Source organism: Syntrophorhabdaceae bacterium, from assembly GCA_035541755.1.
Taxonomy (GTDB): Bacteria; Desulfobacterota; Syntrophorhabdia; order Syntrophorhabdales; family Syntrophorhabdaceae; genus PNOF01.
This window is the reverse complement of record DATKMQ010000026.1, coordinates 1-17,561: the sequence shown is the minus strand read 5'-3', so window position 1 is coordinate 17,561 and position 17,561 is coordinate 1. Positions and strand designations below refer to the sequence as shown.

Below are 17,561 nucleotides of genomic sequence, written 5' to 3'. Positions count from 1 at the left end.
CACGAAAGGGCTTTACAACCCGAAGGCCTTCATCACCCACGCGGCGTCGCTGGGTCAGGCTTTCGCCCATTGCCCAATATTCCCCACTGCTGCCTCCCGTAGGAGTCTGGGCCGTGTCTCAGTCCCAGTGTGGCTGGTCGTCCTCTCAGACCAGCTACCCGTCATAGCCTTGGTGGGCTCTTACCCCGCCAACAAGCTGATAGGCCATAGGCTCATCCTCAAGTGATAGCTCAATCCGAAGAAAAAGCCACCTTTTACCCCGAAACCTAAGTCACGTGGTCTTATCCGGTATTAGCCCCACTTTCGCGGGGTTATCCCAATCTCGAAGGTAGATTACCTATGTATTACTCACCCGTCTGCCGCTTTACTCGCCCCCGAAGGGACTTTCACGCTCGACTTGCATGTGTTAGGCACGCCGCCAGCGTTCGTTCTGAGCCAGGATCAAACTCTCAAAACAAACTTACTAGCTTGAATTTTCAGTCCTTGACAAGGACCTGCTATTTTCTTACTTTTCAAAGAGCAAGTACTACCCAACCTCGAAGCATCATAAGTATACTTATTTTTCGGAGATTGTCAAGGGATTCAATGAAGAATTTTTAAGAAAAATTAGAGGGGGCTCTAAACCCCCTCCAGTGCTCATTTTACTTAAGGTTATGTCCTGGGTTGCTCGCCCATATTTGAAGGCGGCGCTGGTACCTCCTGCGTGCCGCCGGCGCCATTGTCGGAAGCGCCGCAGGCTGAATAGCAATTGTAGTATGAGCCGCCTTTACCCGTGCATGAGTCGATGCAGCCTACGTCTTTCGTCGGGTTTCCCGCCTCGTCCGTGGTCGAGCACAGGGCGTTGCATTCGCCGATGGTTTTACTTTTGGAAAGACAGTCGTTCTTGCAGATAAAATTCACTTGCTGCTGCCCATAAACGCCCGTACACAAACAAAAGATAAAGAGCGCCAGAGCGCCCACGACCACATATCTCATACCGTCACCTCCGTGTTTGACACGCAATAATCCAGTTCTATTGTAATGCAGATTGTGAGGGTTTTCTACGACTTTTGTCACACTTTTCAAAAAATCCCGGCATCAGCCGGTATACGCCTTGAATACGCGCAGAAAATTCCCGCCCATATAGGCCGCGATGTCCTCGCGGGTAAGCCCCACCTCTGTCATGGCTTGTGCGAGCTTTCTTAAGTCCCGCACATCCGAATACCCCTTAATCCTCGCCGGCAGGTGACCGCCTCCGTCCGTACCCAGGCCCACGTGCTCCATGCCGATACGTTTCTTCATCTCCAGGATTTCCTGTGCCCAATCGAGAAAACTCTCGCGCCGGTAATCTCCACGGCGATAGGCCATGGGCCAGGTACAGACGATCCCGTTGGTCTTGGCGATAATCTCCATCTCTCTTGAACCACGGAACCTGCCGGTTGCCCGGCCGTAGCCTGGAGAGGGGCTCGTATGAGAATCGATGATCGGTCTTTTTGTGATCTCGGCCATCTGCGCGAGGGAATCGGAGGATGCATGGGCCGCGTCGATGATGATGCCCAACCTGTCCATCCTTTCGATGGCCGATCTGCCGAGTAAGGAGAGTCCGCCGTGCCGCGGAGGTTCCCCCATCACGTCCGTAAAAGCGCTCGCCATGTAATGGCCGAGCGTAATGATGCGCACGCCCATGCGGTGTACCTCGTCGAAGCGGTCAAGCCCCTCTTGAAGCGGGTTCGCCCCTTCGATGCCGAGGATACAACCGGTAGGCTCGCCAGGGGCCACATGACTTGCGACATCCGATGTCTTAAGTATCAGCTTTGTCTTCCCCGATTCCACGTAGCGCATGGCGCGCCCGAGTTGGGCCATGAGTCCGGGGAACGATTCTTCCCAGAACCCTCCCGGCTGTTTTGAATCGCCGACCGCGCAGAAGGCGGTTGCGCTCATGCCGAGCTGTTTAATGCTTGACATAGACGAACTTGAGTCACCGCCGCTTCTCACGGTAAAGAATTCGTCCGGGTGGGAATGGGCGTCGATAATCGTAATACCTTTGAGCGGATCGGCTTCGTCCGCAGATTCGGCTGCGAAAACCGCACCTTTGCCGGCGAATGAGGCCGCCATGACCCCGAGACACAAAGATAAGAACTCACGTCTTCTCATAATGGCTTACCCCTTATCAAAGATGATAGCCGGCCCGTGCGCCGGACATGCCTTTCCTTATGGTTCACCCTCGTCAAGGGTTATCGGCTTTGTTTCAGAATTCTTGAGCAGGGCGGCAAAGAAGCTGGAGTTTTGGTTAGCCAGGCAGACGCTTAGGCCCCCGTGACCGCACGGATGCTCTCGTAGGTTACATCCACGAGTCTTTTGAGCGTCGCATCTTCGATGGCGAGCGGAGGCATAAGCACGATAACATCGCCGAGCGGACGTATGATGACGCCATGCCTTCTCGCCTCTTGAATGACCTTCTGCCCCATCTTCTCGCCGGGTGCGTATGCCCTTTTGGTCTTCTTGTTCTTCACCATCTCGATGCCGACCATGAAGCCCTGCTGCCTGACTTCCCCCACGTGGGTGAGGTCTAAGAACCTTTTGAGCCCTTTGGTAAGAAGCGCAATCTTAGCTTTCATCTTCTGCAGGGTCTTTTCCCTGGCAAACAGATCGATGTTCTCGATAGCCACGCTTGAGGCCAGAGGGTTACCCGTATATGTGTGGCCGTGGAAAAAGGTTTTGAAGGCGTCAAAAGGACCGAGGAAACCGTCAAAGACCTGCTCAGTGGTGAGCGTTGCCGCAAGGGGCAGGTATCCGCCGGTAATGCCCTTGGACAGGCAGAGGAAATCGGGTTCCACGCGTTCTTTGTCGCAGGCGAACATGTGGCCTGTCCTGCCGAAGCCCGTTGCCACCTCATCCGCGATAAAGAGAAGTCCGGCCTCTCTCGTAATGTCGGCAACCGCCTTTAGATATCCCGAAGGCTGAACGATCATACCGCCTGCCCCCTGGACGAGCGGCTCCAAGACAACGGCGCAGACTTCCTCTTTACGTTCTTTCACGATCTTTCTGAATGCCTGCACGCAGGCCATGTGGCATGAAGCCTTCTCCAGCTTGAGCGGGCATCGGTAGCAGTACGGCGAGGGCGCCTTATAGGTCTTAAAGAGGAGCGGCCCGTACACCTTGTGGAACAGGTCTATGCCGCCCACGCTCACCGATCCGATAGTGTCCCCGTGATACCCGTTCGTGAATGAGATGAACCTTTTTTTCTTCTTCTCGCCCCGCTGTTGCCAGTACTGGTAGGCCATCTTAAGCGCGATCTCCACCGACGTGGAGCCGTTATCGGAATAGAAGACTTTTGTGAGGCCCTTTGGGGTGATATCAACGAGCTTACGGGCAAGCACGATAGACTGGGTATTGGCAAGGCCGAGAAGCGTCGAATGGCAAAGCATCTTTGACTGTCTGTCGATAGCGTCGATGAGCTCCCTTTTGCCGTGACCGTGGACGAGCACCCAGAGCGACGACACCCCGTCTATATAGCGGTTTCCATCCACATCGATAAGATAGGAGCCCTCTCCCTCCTCAATGATCAGGGGTTTCTCATTGAGGTAGTCTCCCATTTGCGTAAACGGGTGCCAGATATATTTCTTGTCCCATTGGGTGAGCGTTTTTACATCCTGCATGCTCTCATTCCTCCAAAATTCAACTGTGGGTGAAGCCGTGAGGGCGGAAGGGCAAAACTTTTGACGTATGGGGTGCCCTTAAACGCCTCTAACGAACCCGTCTATATCAATTTCATCTTCCCGCCCGCATCGATGATCGCGCGGAGGGCGTAATTGAGTTCATCTTTTGTGAAGCCGCTCACTATGGTCAATCGCAGACGGGACGTGCCGCTCGGCACCGTAGGCGGACGCATGGCCGTGAGAAATATCCCCTTGCGCATGAGCGTCTGGTGCATGGCAAGCGCCGTTGCATCTTTTCCCACGAGGATCGGGATAATGGGCCCCGCGCTTTGTTTCAGGTCGAAGCCGGCCTCGCCAAGATGCTTTCTCATATAATCGATGTTACGCCACAAGGCCTCTTTGTGGGAGGTGTCTCTCTCAATGAGGTTGAGCGCAGCGAGCGAGGCCGCAAGCACGGAAGGAGGAAGGGCCGTGGTGTACATGAAGGTGCGGGCACGATTGATGAGGAATTCGATGACGATCGGATCGGACAGCACGAAAGCGCCAAAGGAACCGAGCGACTTGCCGAATGTGGCCATGTGTACGTCCATTGCCCCCTTTAGGCCGAACATCTCTTCCACGCCCGTGCCGCTCTCGCCGAATACGCCGGTGCCATGTGCATCGTCCACAAAGACATGGACCCCGTATTTTTCTTTGCAGGCGTAAATCTCATCGAGGGGCGCGATGTCCCCGTCCATGCTGAAGACCGACTCGGTTATAATGACCCGCTTGCCTTTAGTTTTGTTTCTTCTGATCTTGCCTTCGAGGTCGTTGACGTCCCTGTGTTTGTAGATCACCTTCTTAGCTCCGGAAAGGCGTATGGCGTCGATCAGGCTTGAATGGTTCAATTCATCACTGAAAATTACGTCATTTTCTCCGACGAGCGTGGATATCATACCGATATTGGCCATATAACCGTTCGGAAATATGAGGCCTCGCCTGTACCCCTTATACTGAGCGATCTGTTTCTCAAGACTCGCGTAAAGGTCGAGACTGCCGGAAACGCTCCGGGAAGAACACGTGCCGGCGCCGTATTCGTGAACAGCGTCCCGGGCAGCACGGAGTACATCGGGGTGGGTATGCAAAGAGAGATAGCTGTTGGAACAGAGGTTCAAGAACTCGCGGCCGTTGTGGCGCACCTTTGTGGGCGAGAGGGGCTGCACGTATTTGATCGTCCGGTAATTACCCCGCTGCCTTATCTCTTCCAGCGCCTTCGAGAGTATCTTTCTCATCACAGAACCCCTTGGGTACTTAGACTACCGTAAGATCAAAAAGTAGTCAACAGTCAAACATTATTGGTTAACGCGTGGGTCAAAAACAAAGGGTGGATGCCTTGATCCACCCTTTGAGCGTAATCGCGCTTAAGTTTCTCTAACCCTTGATGATCCGCGGAAGAATCATCTGGTGTTGAGGCGTGATCGACTTCGGGTTCTGATAGCAGCAGTTTGCAAAGGCCACGAAGTATTTTCTTAAGTCTTTCATGGCCACGATCTCATCCACAAGGCCTTCCTTGGCGCAGTAAGCGGGTCTCGATTTGTCGACGTACTCCTGCACAGTCTTGTTCATGGCCTCGATAACCGGCGCAAGGGGCTTGCCCGCGTCCTTTTCTTTGACGAGGCGTCTGGCAAAGCTTGCTACGGCAGCCGTTTCTCCGTGCATAACGTAGATTTCCGTGGTTGCCGTTCCGAGAGTGAAGGCGTTGTTGTTGTTCGCCTGAGGGCCTGCCATGATGTAGTGCGCAGCTGCGGTCCCTTTCCTCAGGACGATAGTCATCATGGGGAGGTCGCTCTGCTCGATGGAATAGATCAAGGCCTGGCCTAACCCCAAGAGCTCGGCCTTTTCTGCGATATCACCTACGTCGATGCCGGAGGTGTCCTGGATCCAGATCATGGGGATCCGGTCCCTGCCACAGAGGGTAACGAATTCGTTGATCTTGATGAGACCCTCCCGGTAGAACTTGCCGCCGATGCCTGGATACGGCGCATACTGTGGATATCCTTTGGGCATCATGCCCTGTCTGTTGGCCACGATACCGATCAGGAATCCATCGACCTTGACGAGGCCCGTGTAAAGCTCCGGACCATAGCCGGCCCTGAACTCCATGTGTTCGCTGTTATCCACGAGGCGGGCCATGAACTGCTCCGCGTCGTAGACCATCTTCTGGTTGAAGGCCACGATGCTGTAAAGATCTTCGGCCGGGAATGCCGGGTTTGCCGGAGGCGCTACCCGGAAAAAGCTCGCATCGTAAGCCGGCAGTTTGGTGACCCATGATTTCAGCGAATCGAGCAAGCTCTCTTCGCTCGGATGGACTTCGCGGAAGAACCCCGTATGGTCATAATGTATCTCAACCCTGCCCGGAGGCACGGACTTGAATTTTCGTGTGGCTTCGATAATCTGTTCCGCCATACCTTCATCGAAATACCCTTTAGGCGCCATACCGCTCACGATGCCAGCGCCGCCCACCGCGATATTACAGTCTTTGTGTGCGAGAAGCAGTGTGGGGGAGATACCCTGGTATCCGCCGCCGGCCGGGTTTGTCCCGTAGATAGCGGCAAGCACGGGGATGCCAAGTTTATTGAGTTCCGCATGCCTGAAGAATGTGGTGCCGTTCCCGCGTCTGTTCGCATAGACCTTTTCCTGCTCAGTGAGTTTCACGCCGCTGCAGTTGACAAGCCATACGAGAGGGCAGTGAAGCCTCTTTGCCGTATCTGTTACCCTGAGGATGTTATCGGACTGACCTGCTATCCACGCACCTGCCATGACTTTATTGTCGAAACCGATGATAACGCACCATCTTCCGTTTATTCTTCCAAGACCATCCACCACGCCTGTTGTGCCGGACTCTTCATCCATGGGGTCATAGAGCATATGAAGCGGTGCCCAGGTGCCGGGGTCTAAGATGTATTCGAGCCGCTGGTGGACTGTCCATTCGCCCCTCTTATTCAGGGTTTCCTTGGGCAAACCGGCGTTCTTCTTCTGTTCGACCAGCTCGGCGATGTGCTGTTCTACCTTTTTGATCTCCTCGGCATTTGCTTTATTCTCTTTTACCGGTTTTCCCCAGTCCTGCATCTTGGCGAAATAGGGTCTCATATACTACCTCCAATGGCTTTTAGAGTATTTGTAACTATTTTCACAATTTTAATTTTTTTGCCGCCTTCTTGTCAATATAAATAAGAAAAAAGTATTTGATTTTAATACATAATCATGAAAGACGGCGAAATGCTTGGTGTTCCATGCTGTGCGCGAAAATCGATGGGACGCGGGGCGCGATAAGGACAAGGCAAGAGCGGCTCGCGTCCGTATAGACCTAATAGTCTCCCCGCATATCAAGTGAGCATAAAAGCGGCTATTTTTCAAGCTTCTTATAGATCGCCTTACCGATTATGTAGGCGATGATAATGCCCCAGATGATGAAAAAATATACCAATGGTCCCTCTTAAGCCATTAAATCATAGCTCGCCCGTGCGGGCAGTGTCCGAAATCACACCATGCGCAATTTTACGGGGCTTGGACTCGCCCCCTCCACCAGCGTAAGCCGGCGGAGCCACCCCGTCTCGCCTGCTTCCGCAGACTAAGCGAGGGCTTAATGCTTAAACAACCTTTGACCCGCGAACACCATAGTCACATTGGATTCGTTACACGCCTCGATGACCTCGAAATCGCGCTCCGATCCGCCGGGTTGAATGATGCCCGTCGCTCCTTCTTTGATGGCCGCGTCAACTCCGTCCCTGAACGGGAAAAAACCGTCCGAAACCACAACCGAGCCTTTGAGCCCGCCTCTTTGGTCCCTGGTAAGCTTTTCGATTTCTATAAGATCTTCCATCTTCCTCTGGCCTTTTTCGGCTTCGAGTTTAAATACCGCATAGGGCACGCCGTATTTCTTGAAGACCTCTTTGTCCATGAATTTCGTGTACGCCTTGAATACAGCGATCTCAACCACGCCCACCCGGTCCTGCTCTCCCGTACCGATGGCCACGGTTGCACCGTCTTTTACAAAGAGCGCCGAGTTGGAGCTGACCCCCGATTCCACATTCCATCCAAAGAGCATGTCTTCGTATTCCTTGTCGGTGGGGGTTCTTTTGACCTTGTAGGCTTGGCCCTTGTACACGGTCTCAGCGGGTTTCAAGTCCTCTTTGCCTTTAATCTTTTTGGGCTGCGATTCCTGTAAGACGAGTCCGCCGTCCATGAGCGATTTGAATTCCACGATCCGCTTGGTCTTATATGCTTGCAGCCTCTCCATCTCGCGTATCTGCAGGAGGCGAAGGTTCTTCCATTTTTTAAGAACGTCGATGGCGCCGCCCTCGAAATCGGGGGCGCAGACCACTTCAAAATAATAGGGCACCATGGCCTTGGCTGTTTCCACATCAACCTTCTTCGTGAGCACCACGGCCCCGCCAAAGGCCGCAATCCTGTCGCACCAGAACGCCTTTTCGAAGGCCTCCGTTGTGGTAGACCCGTAGGCGGCGCCGCAGGGGTTATTATGCTTCATGATGGCGCAGGCGGGCATCCTGTCCAGGAACCTTAAGATGTTGAGCGCGTTATCCACATCGGTGAAATTGGTCTTGCTCGGATGTTTGCCCACCTGGAGCATGTCCTTCTCGGTGATCTTGCTCGCGAGACCGCCGTCAAAATCGAAGAACCGCACATCGCCGAGCACGATGTTGCCGTTTACCAGTTCGTATATGGCCGCCGGCTGATCAGGGTTTTCTCCATAGCGCAGGCCCCTCTCCACATCACACTTTTCATCCGCATCGAAGATATTCCACACCTTCTTTTTATAGAGCAGTACCTGGCCACCCATGTCGATCTTGATCGTGTCGGGGAAGTTGTCCTTGACTATCTTCTTGTACATCTCTTTAAGCTCGGCCATATCTCCTCCTTAAATTAGCGACAGCATTCATATCTTTGTCGCGCTGCGGTTCGTGTGTTCCCAATGTATTTCGGTAGTGAACATCTTCGAACGTAGTTCCGGATTTCATATTACTTTTATGTCTTCTTTGTTTTCTGCCTTGCATATATCTGCAGGATGGAATTACGTTGCCCGCGAGGGCATTGCGTAGCGGAGCTAAGAAAAGCCTCTGAGATCCCCGGCAAAGTAGAGAGCCCCCGTAGCGCAAGCGATGGGGGATGGGGGGAGCTTTTGCCGGAAGGGATAGAAGAGATGCTTTTCTCTCCGCGAAGCGTAAGACCGAGCGGGTAATGTAATTCCTTACAGTTCATAAGGTTTACTTCATCATCTTCAGTATCGAGGCTGTCATTGAGTCTGCATCGAGTCCCTGGGTCTGCATGACCTCTTCGGTCTCGCCCGAGGCACCGTATGTGGAGGCACCAAAGGAATCGAATTTCCCCTTAAAGCCTTTGCGCACGAGATAATTCGTAATGACCGGAGCGATGCCCGTCAAACGGTTATGATCTTCGTAGGTGATAACGCACGACAGATTTGCGAGGCCGGCCATGACCTTTTCGTCGATTTCGTTCACACAGGCCATATTCACTATGGCGAAATCCAAACCCTTTGCGGCAAGGTTCTGCCGGACGTTCAACGCCCGGTGCACCATGGCCCCGTAGGTGATAATTGCGCCATCTTTGCCCGCCTTAAGCACATCCATCTTGCCGTACTCAAACGCATAGCCCTCGCCAAAGAACTTCTGTCCGTCTTTACTGTACACGACAGGCCATCTGTTTCTGCCCATGGCAACGAGAAAATTGCCCTCGGTGGCTGCGGCATAGCGCACGGCCCTGTCTGTCTGGTTCGCATCGGCGGGCACGATTGTCTTGAAATGGTAGAGGTTACGCGTGAGTCCCACGTAATCGACGCACTGGTGGGTCTTGCCATCGGGCCCCACATCGAGACCCACATGGGTCAAAATTACCTTGAGGTTGGTCCTGTTAATGTCGTTAAGCCTTTCCTGGTTGTAGGTCTCATCGATGCCGAAGACACCGAAATCGGCAAAGAAGGTGAGCGCCCCGGTTGTGGACAGCGCTCCTGCCGCGGTCGCCGTATTGTGCTCCTGGATGCCTCCCTGATAGAAGTATTCGGGGTACGCCTTGGCGAAATCACCGGTCTTCACCGAGCTCGCAAGATCGCAATCAAACACGCAGACTGCCTGTCCCCTCCCAATGTTCTTGTCACCCAAATCTTTGAGCGCCTTGCCGAAAGCCGTCCGGTTATCGATTTTGTCCTCATCGCCATAGGTGAAAGGCGCCCCTGCATCTATTTTCGTCGTCGATGCATCATTCGAAGGTTGCCATGTCCACATGCCTTTTCTTTTCTCTTTGTAGAAGTCGAGTTTATCGTCTGCACCGATAACGCACATACCGTCTTTGCATTCCGCGTCGTTTAAGGGGCTGCCATGATATTTCTCTTTATTTTCCATAAAGGGGATGCCCTTGCCCATCACTGTCCGGGCCACGATGCACACAGGGTTTTCGGCGTCTCTTGCCCTCTTTAGGGCCTTATAAATCTCCTGATAGTCATGGCCGTCTATATCGATCACCTCCCAGCCGTCGGAAAGGTAGTTTTCAATGATGTTTTGAGGCATGACGCAGTCGATGGCGCCGCTGATTTGAAGACCGTTGTAGTCCACGACAGCGGTGATATTGGACAGGCCGTATTTCTTGGCAAAGCGTCTTGCCTCGCCTATCTGGCCCTTCTGCTGCTCGCCGTCACCCATGAGTACATATACATGGGCACCATCTTTTTTCCTCTTCGATGAGATCGCAAAGCCGCAGCCTGCGGACAATCCCTGGCCTAAATTCCCCGTGGACCAGTCTATAAAAGGGATGCCCTTGACCACGTGTCCTTCAAAGGGGCTCCCCGCCTTTCGAAAAAAGGCAATCACTTCATCTACAGGGAGATACCCAAGCCGTGCAAGGCTCGCATACACGCCGGGCGACGTATGGCCGTGACTCACCACAATCCTGTCGCGGTCTTTTCCCGTGAGGCGCGCGCAAGAAAAAAGCGTCAGATACATATCAAGCGAAGACATGGAGCCACCGGGATGTCCGGAGCCCGCAAGATGGGTCATAGTGATGATATCGCCTTTGGCGAGGCGCGACAATTCTTTCAGATTATCAAGTTCATTTTGTGTAAGCTCTTTGCTGTCAAACATCCTCAGCTTCCTCCTAAGTAGTAGTCGCAGTAATCGCGTAACAGACACTTCACGCATTCGGGCTTCCTTGCTTTGCAGATATATCTCCCGTGAAGCACAATGAGGAGTGAAAAGGCCGTCCACATGGATTGAGGAACGACTTTCTTAATATCCTTCTCGATCTTCTCAGGGTCCTCTTCTTTGGTGAGACCGATCCTACGGGTCACGCGGATCATGTGCGTATCCACTATGACAGCCGGTTTGTCGTAGGCCAGGCCCACAATCATATTGGCTGACTTTCTGCCGATGCCTTTCACCGTGGCGAAGGTATCGATGTCATCGGGGACCTTGGCGTGAAATCGCTCGATCAACTCATGGGCGATGTTCTTTAAGCTCTTGGCCTTGTTCCTGTAAAAACCTGTCGGCCTGATGTCCTCTTCCAGTTCTTCCTGGGGTGCATCGAGATAGGCCTTCCAGCTCCTGTACTTTTTAAAGAGGTCTTTCGTTACCTTGTTGACACGCTCATCCGTGCACTGCGCGGACAGAACGGTCGCTACGGTCAGTTCCAGGGCATTAGAATAATGGAGCTCACACCGTGGCTCACCGTGCATGCCCCTCAGTGCTTCCATGATTGAACCGATGTCTTTTTTCATCGTTGAAATGCCGGATGTACTTTTATACCACTTCTACACTTTTGTATTCAATCGGAAAAAATCGGGAAGGTCGATCAAGGCCCCTGTGGCTAAATTGGGCGAGCCGATGGACCGTTTTTGTGAATTTAAGACCTGATTTTTCGGGTGTAAATTTCAGGGCAAACAGGCGGCCCAAACGGGGCCGCCTGTGTCATGACAAGTTGCGAGACAAGTCCACCTTGCGTACGTTTCAGGCTTTCCTAAGCTCGGTGCGCGATATGATCTCATTCTGAATAGGTGGGGTCAGCTTCACAAAATAGGCGCTGTATCCGGCCACCCTCACGATAAGGTCTTTGTGTTTTTCCGGCTCCTTTTTGGCCGCAACGAGTGTGCCGCTATCGACCACGTTGAACTGTACGTGCTTTCCGCCCAGGTCGAAGTACGTTTTGATGAGGAAGGCGAGCTTCTTCATGTCCTCTTCGGAGGCGAGCGCCGACGGATGGAATTTCATGTTAAAAAGCGTTGCCTGCATAGGTGTATGGTCGATCTTTGCAGCACTCTTTATCATGGCAGTCGGTCCGTTCACATCCATCCCCTGCACGGGAGAGACCGCCCCGTCCGCCAGATACTCGCCCGCGAATCTGCCTTCCGCAGTGGCCCCGGTCTGCGCGCCGCCCGGCCCCTGTGCTGAGATAGAGATGCCCGAAGGTTTTTGAGTTCCCCCGAGCACGGTCCCGAAGGTGACGGAGGCGTCTGCGAGATGCCGGTAGATTTCCGCGGCCACGCCGTCCGCGTAATCCGAGTCATTGCCGTACTTGGGCGCGTTGAGAAATGCCTTTCTCATGTCCTCGTACCCGGCCCAGTTTGCCTTGAGGGCCGCGCTCACCTCTTTCATGCTCCAGCGTTTATCCTCAAAAACAAGCTTCTTAATGGCCGTAAGTGAATCGGCGGCGTTCATCATACCCACCATGTTGAGCACACACAGGTTATCAAAAAGATATGGCCTGTTTGCCAGACTCTTGCCTACCTTGACCGGATTATCCATGAGGGCTGTGCGCACAGGATCAGGAAAACCGTCGATGATGGCCTGCGCCCAGAGGTTGTTATATTCCGCGTTGAATTCAAGAAAATAGGTGAACTGCTTTTTGAAGGCTCCCATCAATTCATCAAAGGAGGTAAAGGTTTCAGGATCGCCTGTTTTGGGACCGAGCTGCGCCCCGGTCTTTGGGAAAATGCCGTTGTTAAGCGTAATTTCGAGTACCATAGGCACGATGAACATGGCCACCGCAACCATGCAGGACTTGCCAGGCAGGGCCGCGTCAATACAGCCCGCCATGCCGTAATTACGGGCCTCTTCCACCGGTACGCCATGACCGACAAAATACCCTATGTATGATTTATCTCCCACGAAAGCCGGCATGCCGATGCCCGATCTCACGAGTTGAACGGCCTTGAGCATCAGCGCATCGGGTGTGCCCTGATGGACCCTTAACGTGATGGTGTGATGGGGTGTTGGGCAGCGTGAGGCCGCCTCAAGGATGAGATAGGAGAGTTCGTTGGCGGCGTCCCCGCCGTCTCGCAACTGGCCTCCGATCGTGCAATTGTGCCACTTTGCCATTCCGGCGTTCTTTTGCCTGTTTGCCATGCCGGATATGCGATTGATTTCCATGTCTTTGATGCGAAGGCATTGGAGATATTCGAGGACCTCTTCCTCGGTGATAGCGCCTTGAGACATATCTTCTTTGTAAAAGGGATAGAGGAACTGGTCCATCCTGCCAAGGCCGGACGTAGGCGAGGGGCTCATCATGAGATAGCAGAACCAGAAAGACTGGATCGCCTCTTTGAAATTGCGGGCTGGCTCTGCCGGGACCCTGTTACAGATCTGAGCGATTTCTTCAAGTTCTTTCTTTCTATCGGGGTCACGCTCTTCCTTCGCCATCTTGCTTGCCAGGGCTGAAAATCTTCTGGCGAAACGGATTACGGCGTTGAGGGAGATGATCAGGGCATTGAGGAAATCCCCTTTTTCCACAGAGCCGGGAGATAAAAATCTCAGGGCGCTCAGTTCGCGCCCGGCGTCCGCGATAATAGGTGCAAACCCTCCGTTGAGCACTTTTTCGTATTCATATATGTTGTTGTAAAAGCCTGGTCCAAGACCCATGCCGCTCTCCGCGTATCCTCCTCCGCTTCCCTCCTCTTTGCTCTTCCAGGGCGCGTACACGATACCCGTTTGCATGAAGGGCCAGAGCCTCTCATCGTCGAAAGAGCGTCCTATTCGGGTCACGAGACCTCTGCCTCGCCAATATTCGTTCATCTGTTCAACTTCTTTGAGCTCGTTATCACCGATCAGCCATCCTTCACTTTTCAGCGCCTCGATTTCCGTCTTGGGCCATGGACCGTAATTGAATTCGATCTCCACGCCCATATAGGTGCTTGCGGCATTGCCCACAATGAGTTCCCCATCTCTTATAAAGATCGTGATGTTGTCGAGGCTGTGCGCTAACGCCTTGGCTCTCCTTAAGACCTCGGGCTCGCCCTGGGTCTGTCGGTAGCTCTCTGTCATGAGTCGAACCTTTTCCACGCAGATAGGATACTTCTCAATCCTGACTCCCTGCATCATCTTCTCAATTCTCTTGCTTTTCATAATCTCTTTACTCCTGTCGGTCTAAATTGTTGGAGGCTGCCCTTAAGTGCGGTCCTCTCGTGCCCTTGCCTGTTAATATCGAGACGCTTATCACAGGGGAAAACACCCATTGTTCATGAGCTAAGCCTTCTGTTATCTGCCGTTGTCTCATAACATTCCTCTCAGGCTGCGATCACGCTTGCGCTCCCCGAACGCAGCATGGTTGAGAACCGCAGAGCAACCTCGACAAGTTTTTTGCCATAGGTCGGGATTTCCGGTCCCTCCATAAACCCGATGATCTGGAGGGCGCCGAGAGGGCGGCCATCCGGTCCGAAAAACGGCGCTGCCAGTATCTTAACCATAGCATGTCCTGTCTTGTGATCCTGAGCAAACCCCGTACGCCTGCACTCCTCTAATTCCTTGAGCAGAAGCTTGCGATCGAGAAGCTGCGGGTCCTTGTGGAAATAAAGCGTGCTATCAGCGAGTATCTTTTTCTGCTCTTCTTGAGGGAGAGAACAAACGATGGCCTTGCCGTGTGCGCCATAGGTGAGCGGAAAAACTTTGTCAGGCCGAACACTGATTCGAAGCTGCCCGGTTGCCTCCTGCCGTGAGATTACGTACTGGCTCTCCCCCGCAATGAGACCCAGCGCGGCGGTGCTCCGTGTGGCCTCTGCCAGCCCTTTCAGCAAAGGACTTGCGAGATCGCCATAATCGATATTGTCGAGGACCTTCTGGCCCACCGACATCATATACAATCCCACAGAATATACCTTGGTGCTCAGATTCCGGGAGATAAAACCGAACTTTTGAAGGGTGTTGAGGATTGCGTACGCCTTGCTCTTGCTGATGCCCACACTTCTCGATATATCGGTCAAGTTTGACTGAAGATTGGGCATTGAGCAGAGATATATGATAATCTTGGCCGCCTGCTCAACGGCCGGAACCATTTGATTGTAGTCATTCTTCTCACCTTTGGAGCTTTTCTTCATGCGCCCTTAACCCCTAGAAAGGAATAATACATGAAGTTCAGTATACATAACTATATTTGGTATAGCATATTATTGGTTGTATGCGAAGAAAATACGTCAGCCTTTACCGGGCGGAGACGAGGGAGTTTCCTACAGTGACTTGTGCCGTTTCAGTGTGCTCACTATTTCGTCGGCCGTGCGCGTATTGAGGACGTCTCGGGACGTGAGCCACCCTTTGCGCGCTATGCCCACTCCGTAAAATATCTCGGTGAGTCCTTGAGCTGCATGCGCGTCTGGATTGATAGAGATCATGACGCCCTTATCCCGTGCGTATTTTAGATAACGCCAGTCGATATCAAGCCGGTATGGACTTGCGTTGAGCTCGATCATGGTGCGGGTTCTAGCCGCTGCATCGATTATGGTGTGCATATCCACATTGTATCCGTCGCGGGAAAGCAGAAGCCTTCCCGTCGGGTGGCCAAGCATGGTCATGTGGGGACTTTCCATGGCCCTGATTATCCGCGCTTCCTGGTCGTCCTTTTTCAGTTGAAAGCTCGAGTGTACGGACCCGATCACAAAATCAAACTGTTTCAAGATTTCTTCATCGTAGTCCAGGCTCCCGTCCGGCAGGATATCGCTTTCGATGCCTTTGAGTATACGAAACGTTTTTTCCCTGGCGTTACGTGCGTCGATGATCTCCCACTGGCGGCGCAGATCCTCGTATTTCAAACCTCCCGCGTAATATGCGCTCTTACTGTGGTCCGAAATACCGATATAGGTGAGTCCAAGGTGCTTGGCCGCCTCCACCATTTTCTCGATTGAATCTACGCCGTCACTGAACTCGGTGTGCACGTGGAAGGTGCCTTTTATATCCTTTATATCCACGAGCTCGGGGAGTTTTCCTTGCTCGGCAGCTTCTATCTCACCGGTATCCTCGCGAAGCTCGGGCTCGATATAGGCGAGCCCGAGCTTCTTATAAATTTCTTCTTCGTCCTTCAGGTGAAGAAGATCTTCACCCTTAAAGAGCCCATATTCGTTGAGTTTGAGACCTTTCTTTTTGGCAATGCCCCTCAATTTCACATTATGCTCTTTGTTCCCGGTGAAATACAAGAGGGCATAGGGAAACTGCTTTTCGCCGACCACTCTGAGATCCGCCTCGATACCGGACTTGAGGCGACAGGAGGTCTTGGTCTCACCCGAGACCAGTACATCTTCCACTTCAGGCAACGACGCAAAGAACGATGAGATACGCTCCGCATCGCCGCCACCCACAAGTATGTCAATGTCCCTCACGATCTCTTTCCGCCTTCTGATGCTCCCGCATACTTCTACGGCGCTGCCTTTGGCCTCCTTCTCGAGTTTTTCTTTAATACCGTGCGCAAGAGGATAGACGTCTCCAACAAGGTATTCACCCTTGTGACGTCCCACAAATTCTATGCCCTTAAGGATCTTTTCCTGTGTCTTCTCGCCGAAGCCGCTAAGGTTTACAAGCCGGTTTTCCTTACAGGCGTATTCGAGCTCCCCCACATTGGTGATTCCGAGATCGTCATAGAGGACTTTGATTTTCTTTGGTCCCAGATTGGGTATCTGCATAAGCTCCAGAAGCGATTCGGGCACTTCCTTTTTCAATTCCTCGAGATAGGACATTCTGCCTGTTTGTGAATACTCCTCGATCTTGGCAGCTATGGCTTCCCCAATCCCCTTGATGTCTTGAAGCTTTTTCTCTTTTATCACGCGATCGAGATCATCGACGCCCGATAGGATCTTTGCCGCGTTATAGTACGCCCTGGACTTGAAAGGGTTCTCACCCTTGATTTCGAGAAGCGAAGCGATCTCTTCGAGGATGTACGGGATCGATTTGACGGCCATCCTTTATTATCCTATAGGGTAAACAGCAAGTCAACGAGCAGGGAGGCCTGATTCCTCTTGCTTTCCCCCTCCCCATCGGGTATCCTTCACCTATAAGGATTCAATATGGCCGGCAGAGGCAAACTCAAATACTTCATAGAACCGCTCTTTGACGAGTTGAAGAAGGAGTATTGCTACGTATGCTGCCAACGCATCAAAGAGAATGACGGCATATACATCGGCCAAAACAAGTGGCGCCACAAAAAGTGCAAACCAGGCAGCACTCAATGGCTTAAAAGCCCTCTCAGCAGGGAAGAATCAACGAGCCTCATAATCAAGTAAACCCTTTGCGCAACGAGAGAGCCAGAGGTCTGCTTCACATTGGCCATATTCCGATAGCTCGCACCGCGGGGCAAGGGCATGGCCAGATATTATACGAATGAATGCGGTCTCATATTAGAAGAAAAAGGCGCTCCGAATGGAGCGCCTTTTTTGGGTTTCATTTTTTAGAGTTTCTCTTTTTAGAGTTTCTCTTCACCAACCCTCATCGTGTAGAACGAGCGGTATACAAAGACGATGGCGATGATGAAGAAGAGCACTCCGAGCCCAACTTTCAAGCCCTTATTTGACATTGTCACGGCGATCTCCGTGGCTAGCAGGCCGAAGAGGGTCGTAAACTTGATGACGGGGTTCATGGAGACCGAGGAGGTGTCCTTGAAAGGATC

Annotated in this window: 13 protein-coding genes and 1 rRNA gene; 1 reads left to right on the top strand and 13 read right to left on the bottom strand. The window is 52.6% G+C overall.

What is annotated here, in order from left to right; all coding sequences use genetic code 11:
* From VMT62_02065 to polX, 12 genes are all read right to left on the bottom strand, one after another.
* A 16S ribosomal RNA gene (locus VMT62_02065) occupies nucleotides 1-457 on the bottom strand; the annotation flags it as partial.
* A gap of 194 nt (nucleotides 458-651) precedes the next feature.
* A complete protein-coding gene (locus tag VMT62_02060; protein HVN95190.1) occupies nucleotides 652-975 on the bottom strand; it encodes a hypothetical protein in 324 nt (107 codons plus the stop codon).
* 102 nt (nucleotides 976-1,077) lie between these two features.
* On the bottom strand, nucleotides 1,078-2,133 hold the full coding sequence (locus VMT62_02055; protein ID HVN95189.1) for a membrane dipeptidase: 1,056 nt from the start codon (nucleotides 2,131-2,133) through the stop codon (nucleotides 1,078-1,080).
* 152 nt (nucleotides 2,134-2,285) lie between these two features.
* Nucleotides 2,286-3,638, bottom strand: coding sequence for an adenosylmethionine--8-amino-7-oxononanoate transaminase (gene bioA, locus VMT62_02050; protein ID HVN95188.1), 1,353 nt, complete (start codon nucleotides 3,636-3,638; stop codon nucleotides 2,286-2,288).
* A 101-nt stretch (nucleotides 3,639-3,739) separates the two neighbouring features.
* The gene (locus VMT62_02045; protein ID HVN95187.1) at nucleotides 3,740-4,909 is read right to left on the bottom strand and encodes an 8-amino-7-oxononanoate synthase; all 1,170 of its coding nucleotides are present in this window, start codon (nucleotides 4,907-4,909) and stop codon (nucleotides 3,740-3,742) included.
* A 139-nt stretch (nucleotides 4,910-5,048) separates the two neighbouring features.
* Nucleotides 5,049-6,767, bottom strand: coding sequence for a carboxyl transferase domain-containing protein (locus VMT62_02040; protein ID HVN95186.1), 1,719 nt, complete (start codon nucleotides 6,765-6,767; stop codon nucleotides 5,049-5,051).
* A gap of 493 nt (nucleotides 6,768-7,260) precedes the next feature.
* Nucleotides 7,261-8,547: a hypothetical protein gene (locus VMT62_02035; protein ID HVN95185.1), complete on the bottom strand. Its 1,287-nt coding sequence runs from the start codon at nucleotides 8,545-8,547 to the stop codon at nucleotides 7,261-7,263.
* Nucleotides 8,548-8,902: 355 nt separating this feature from the next.
* Nucleotides 8,903-10,789, bottom strand: a complete 1,887-nt coding sequence (locus VMT62_02030; GenBank protein ID HVN95184.1) for a transketolase — start codon at nucleotides 10,787-10,789, stop codon at nucleotides 8,903-8,905.
* A 2-nt stretch (nucleotides 10,790-10,791) separates the two neighbouring features.
* A complete protein-coding gene (nth, locus tag VMT62_02025) occupies nucleotides 10,792-11,421 on the bottom strand; it encodes an endonuclease III (GenBank protein ID HVN95183.1) in 630 nt (209 codons plus the stop codon).
* Between the two features lie 229 nt (nucleotides 11,422-11,650).
* On the bottom strand, nucleotides 11,651-14,041 hold the full coding sequence (locus tag VMT62_02020) for a pyruvate formate lyase family protein (protein ID HVN95182.1): 2,391 nt from the start codon (nucleotides 14,039-14,041) through the stop codon (nucleotides 11,651-11,653).
* A 161-nt stretch (nucleotides 14,042-14,202) separates the two neighbouring features.
* Nucleotides 14,203-15,009 carry an IclR family transcriptional regulator gene (locus VMT62_02015; GenBank protein ID HVN95181.1) on the bottom strand — a complete coding sequence of 269 codons (807 nt, stop codon included), beginning with the start codon at nucleotides 15,007-15,009 and terminating at the stop codon, nucleotides 14,203-14,205.
* A gap of 129 nt (nucleotides 15,010-15,138) precedes the next feature.
* Nucleotides 15,139-16,857, bottom strand: coding sequence for a DNA polymerase/3'-5' exonuclease PolX (polX, locus tag VMT62_02010; GenBank protein ID HVN95180.1), 1,719 nt, complete (start codon nucleotides 16,855-16,857; stop codon nucleotides 15,139-15,141).
* Nucleotides 16,858-16,962: 105 nt separating this feature from the next.
* Here polX and VMT62_02005 point away from each other — a divergent pair, with 105 nt between their 5' ends.
* On the top strand, nucleotides 16,963-17,178 hold the full coding sequence (locus VMT62_02005) for a hypothetical protein (protein ID HVN95179.1): 216 nt from the start codon (nucleotides 16,963-16,965) through the stop codon (nucleotides 17,176-17,178).
* A gap of 179 nt (nucleotides 17,179-17,357) precedes the next feature.
* Here VMT62_02005 and VMT62_02000 read toward each other — a convergent pair.
* Nucleotides 17,358-17,561 (bottom strand): hypothetical protein (locus VMT62_02000; GenBank protein HVN95178.1); only part of this gene is annotated, 204 nt, incomplete at its 5' end.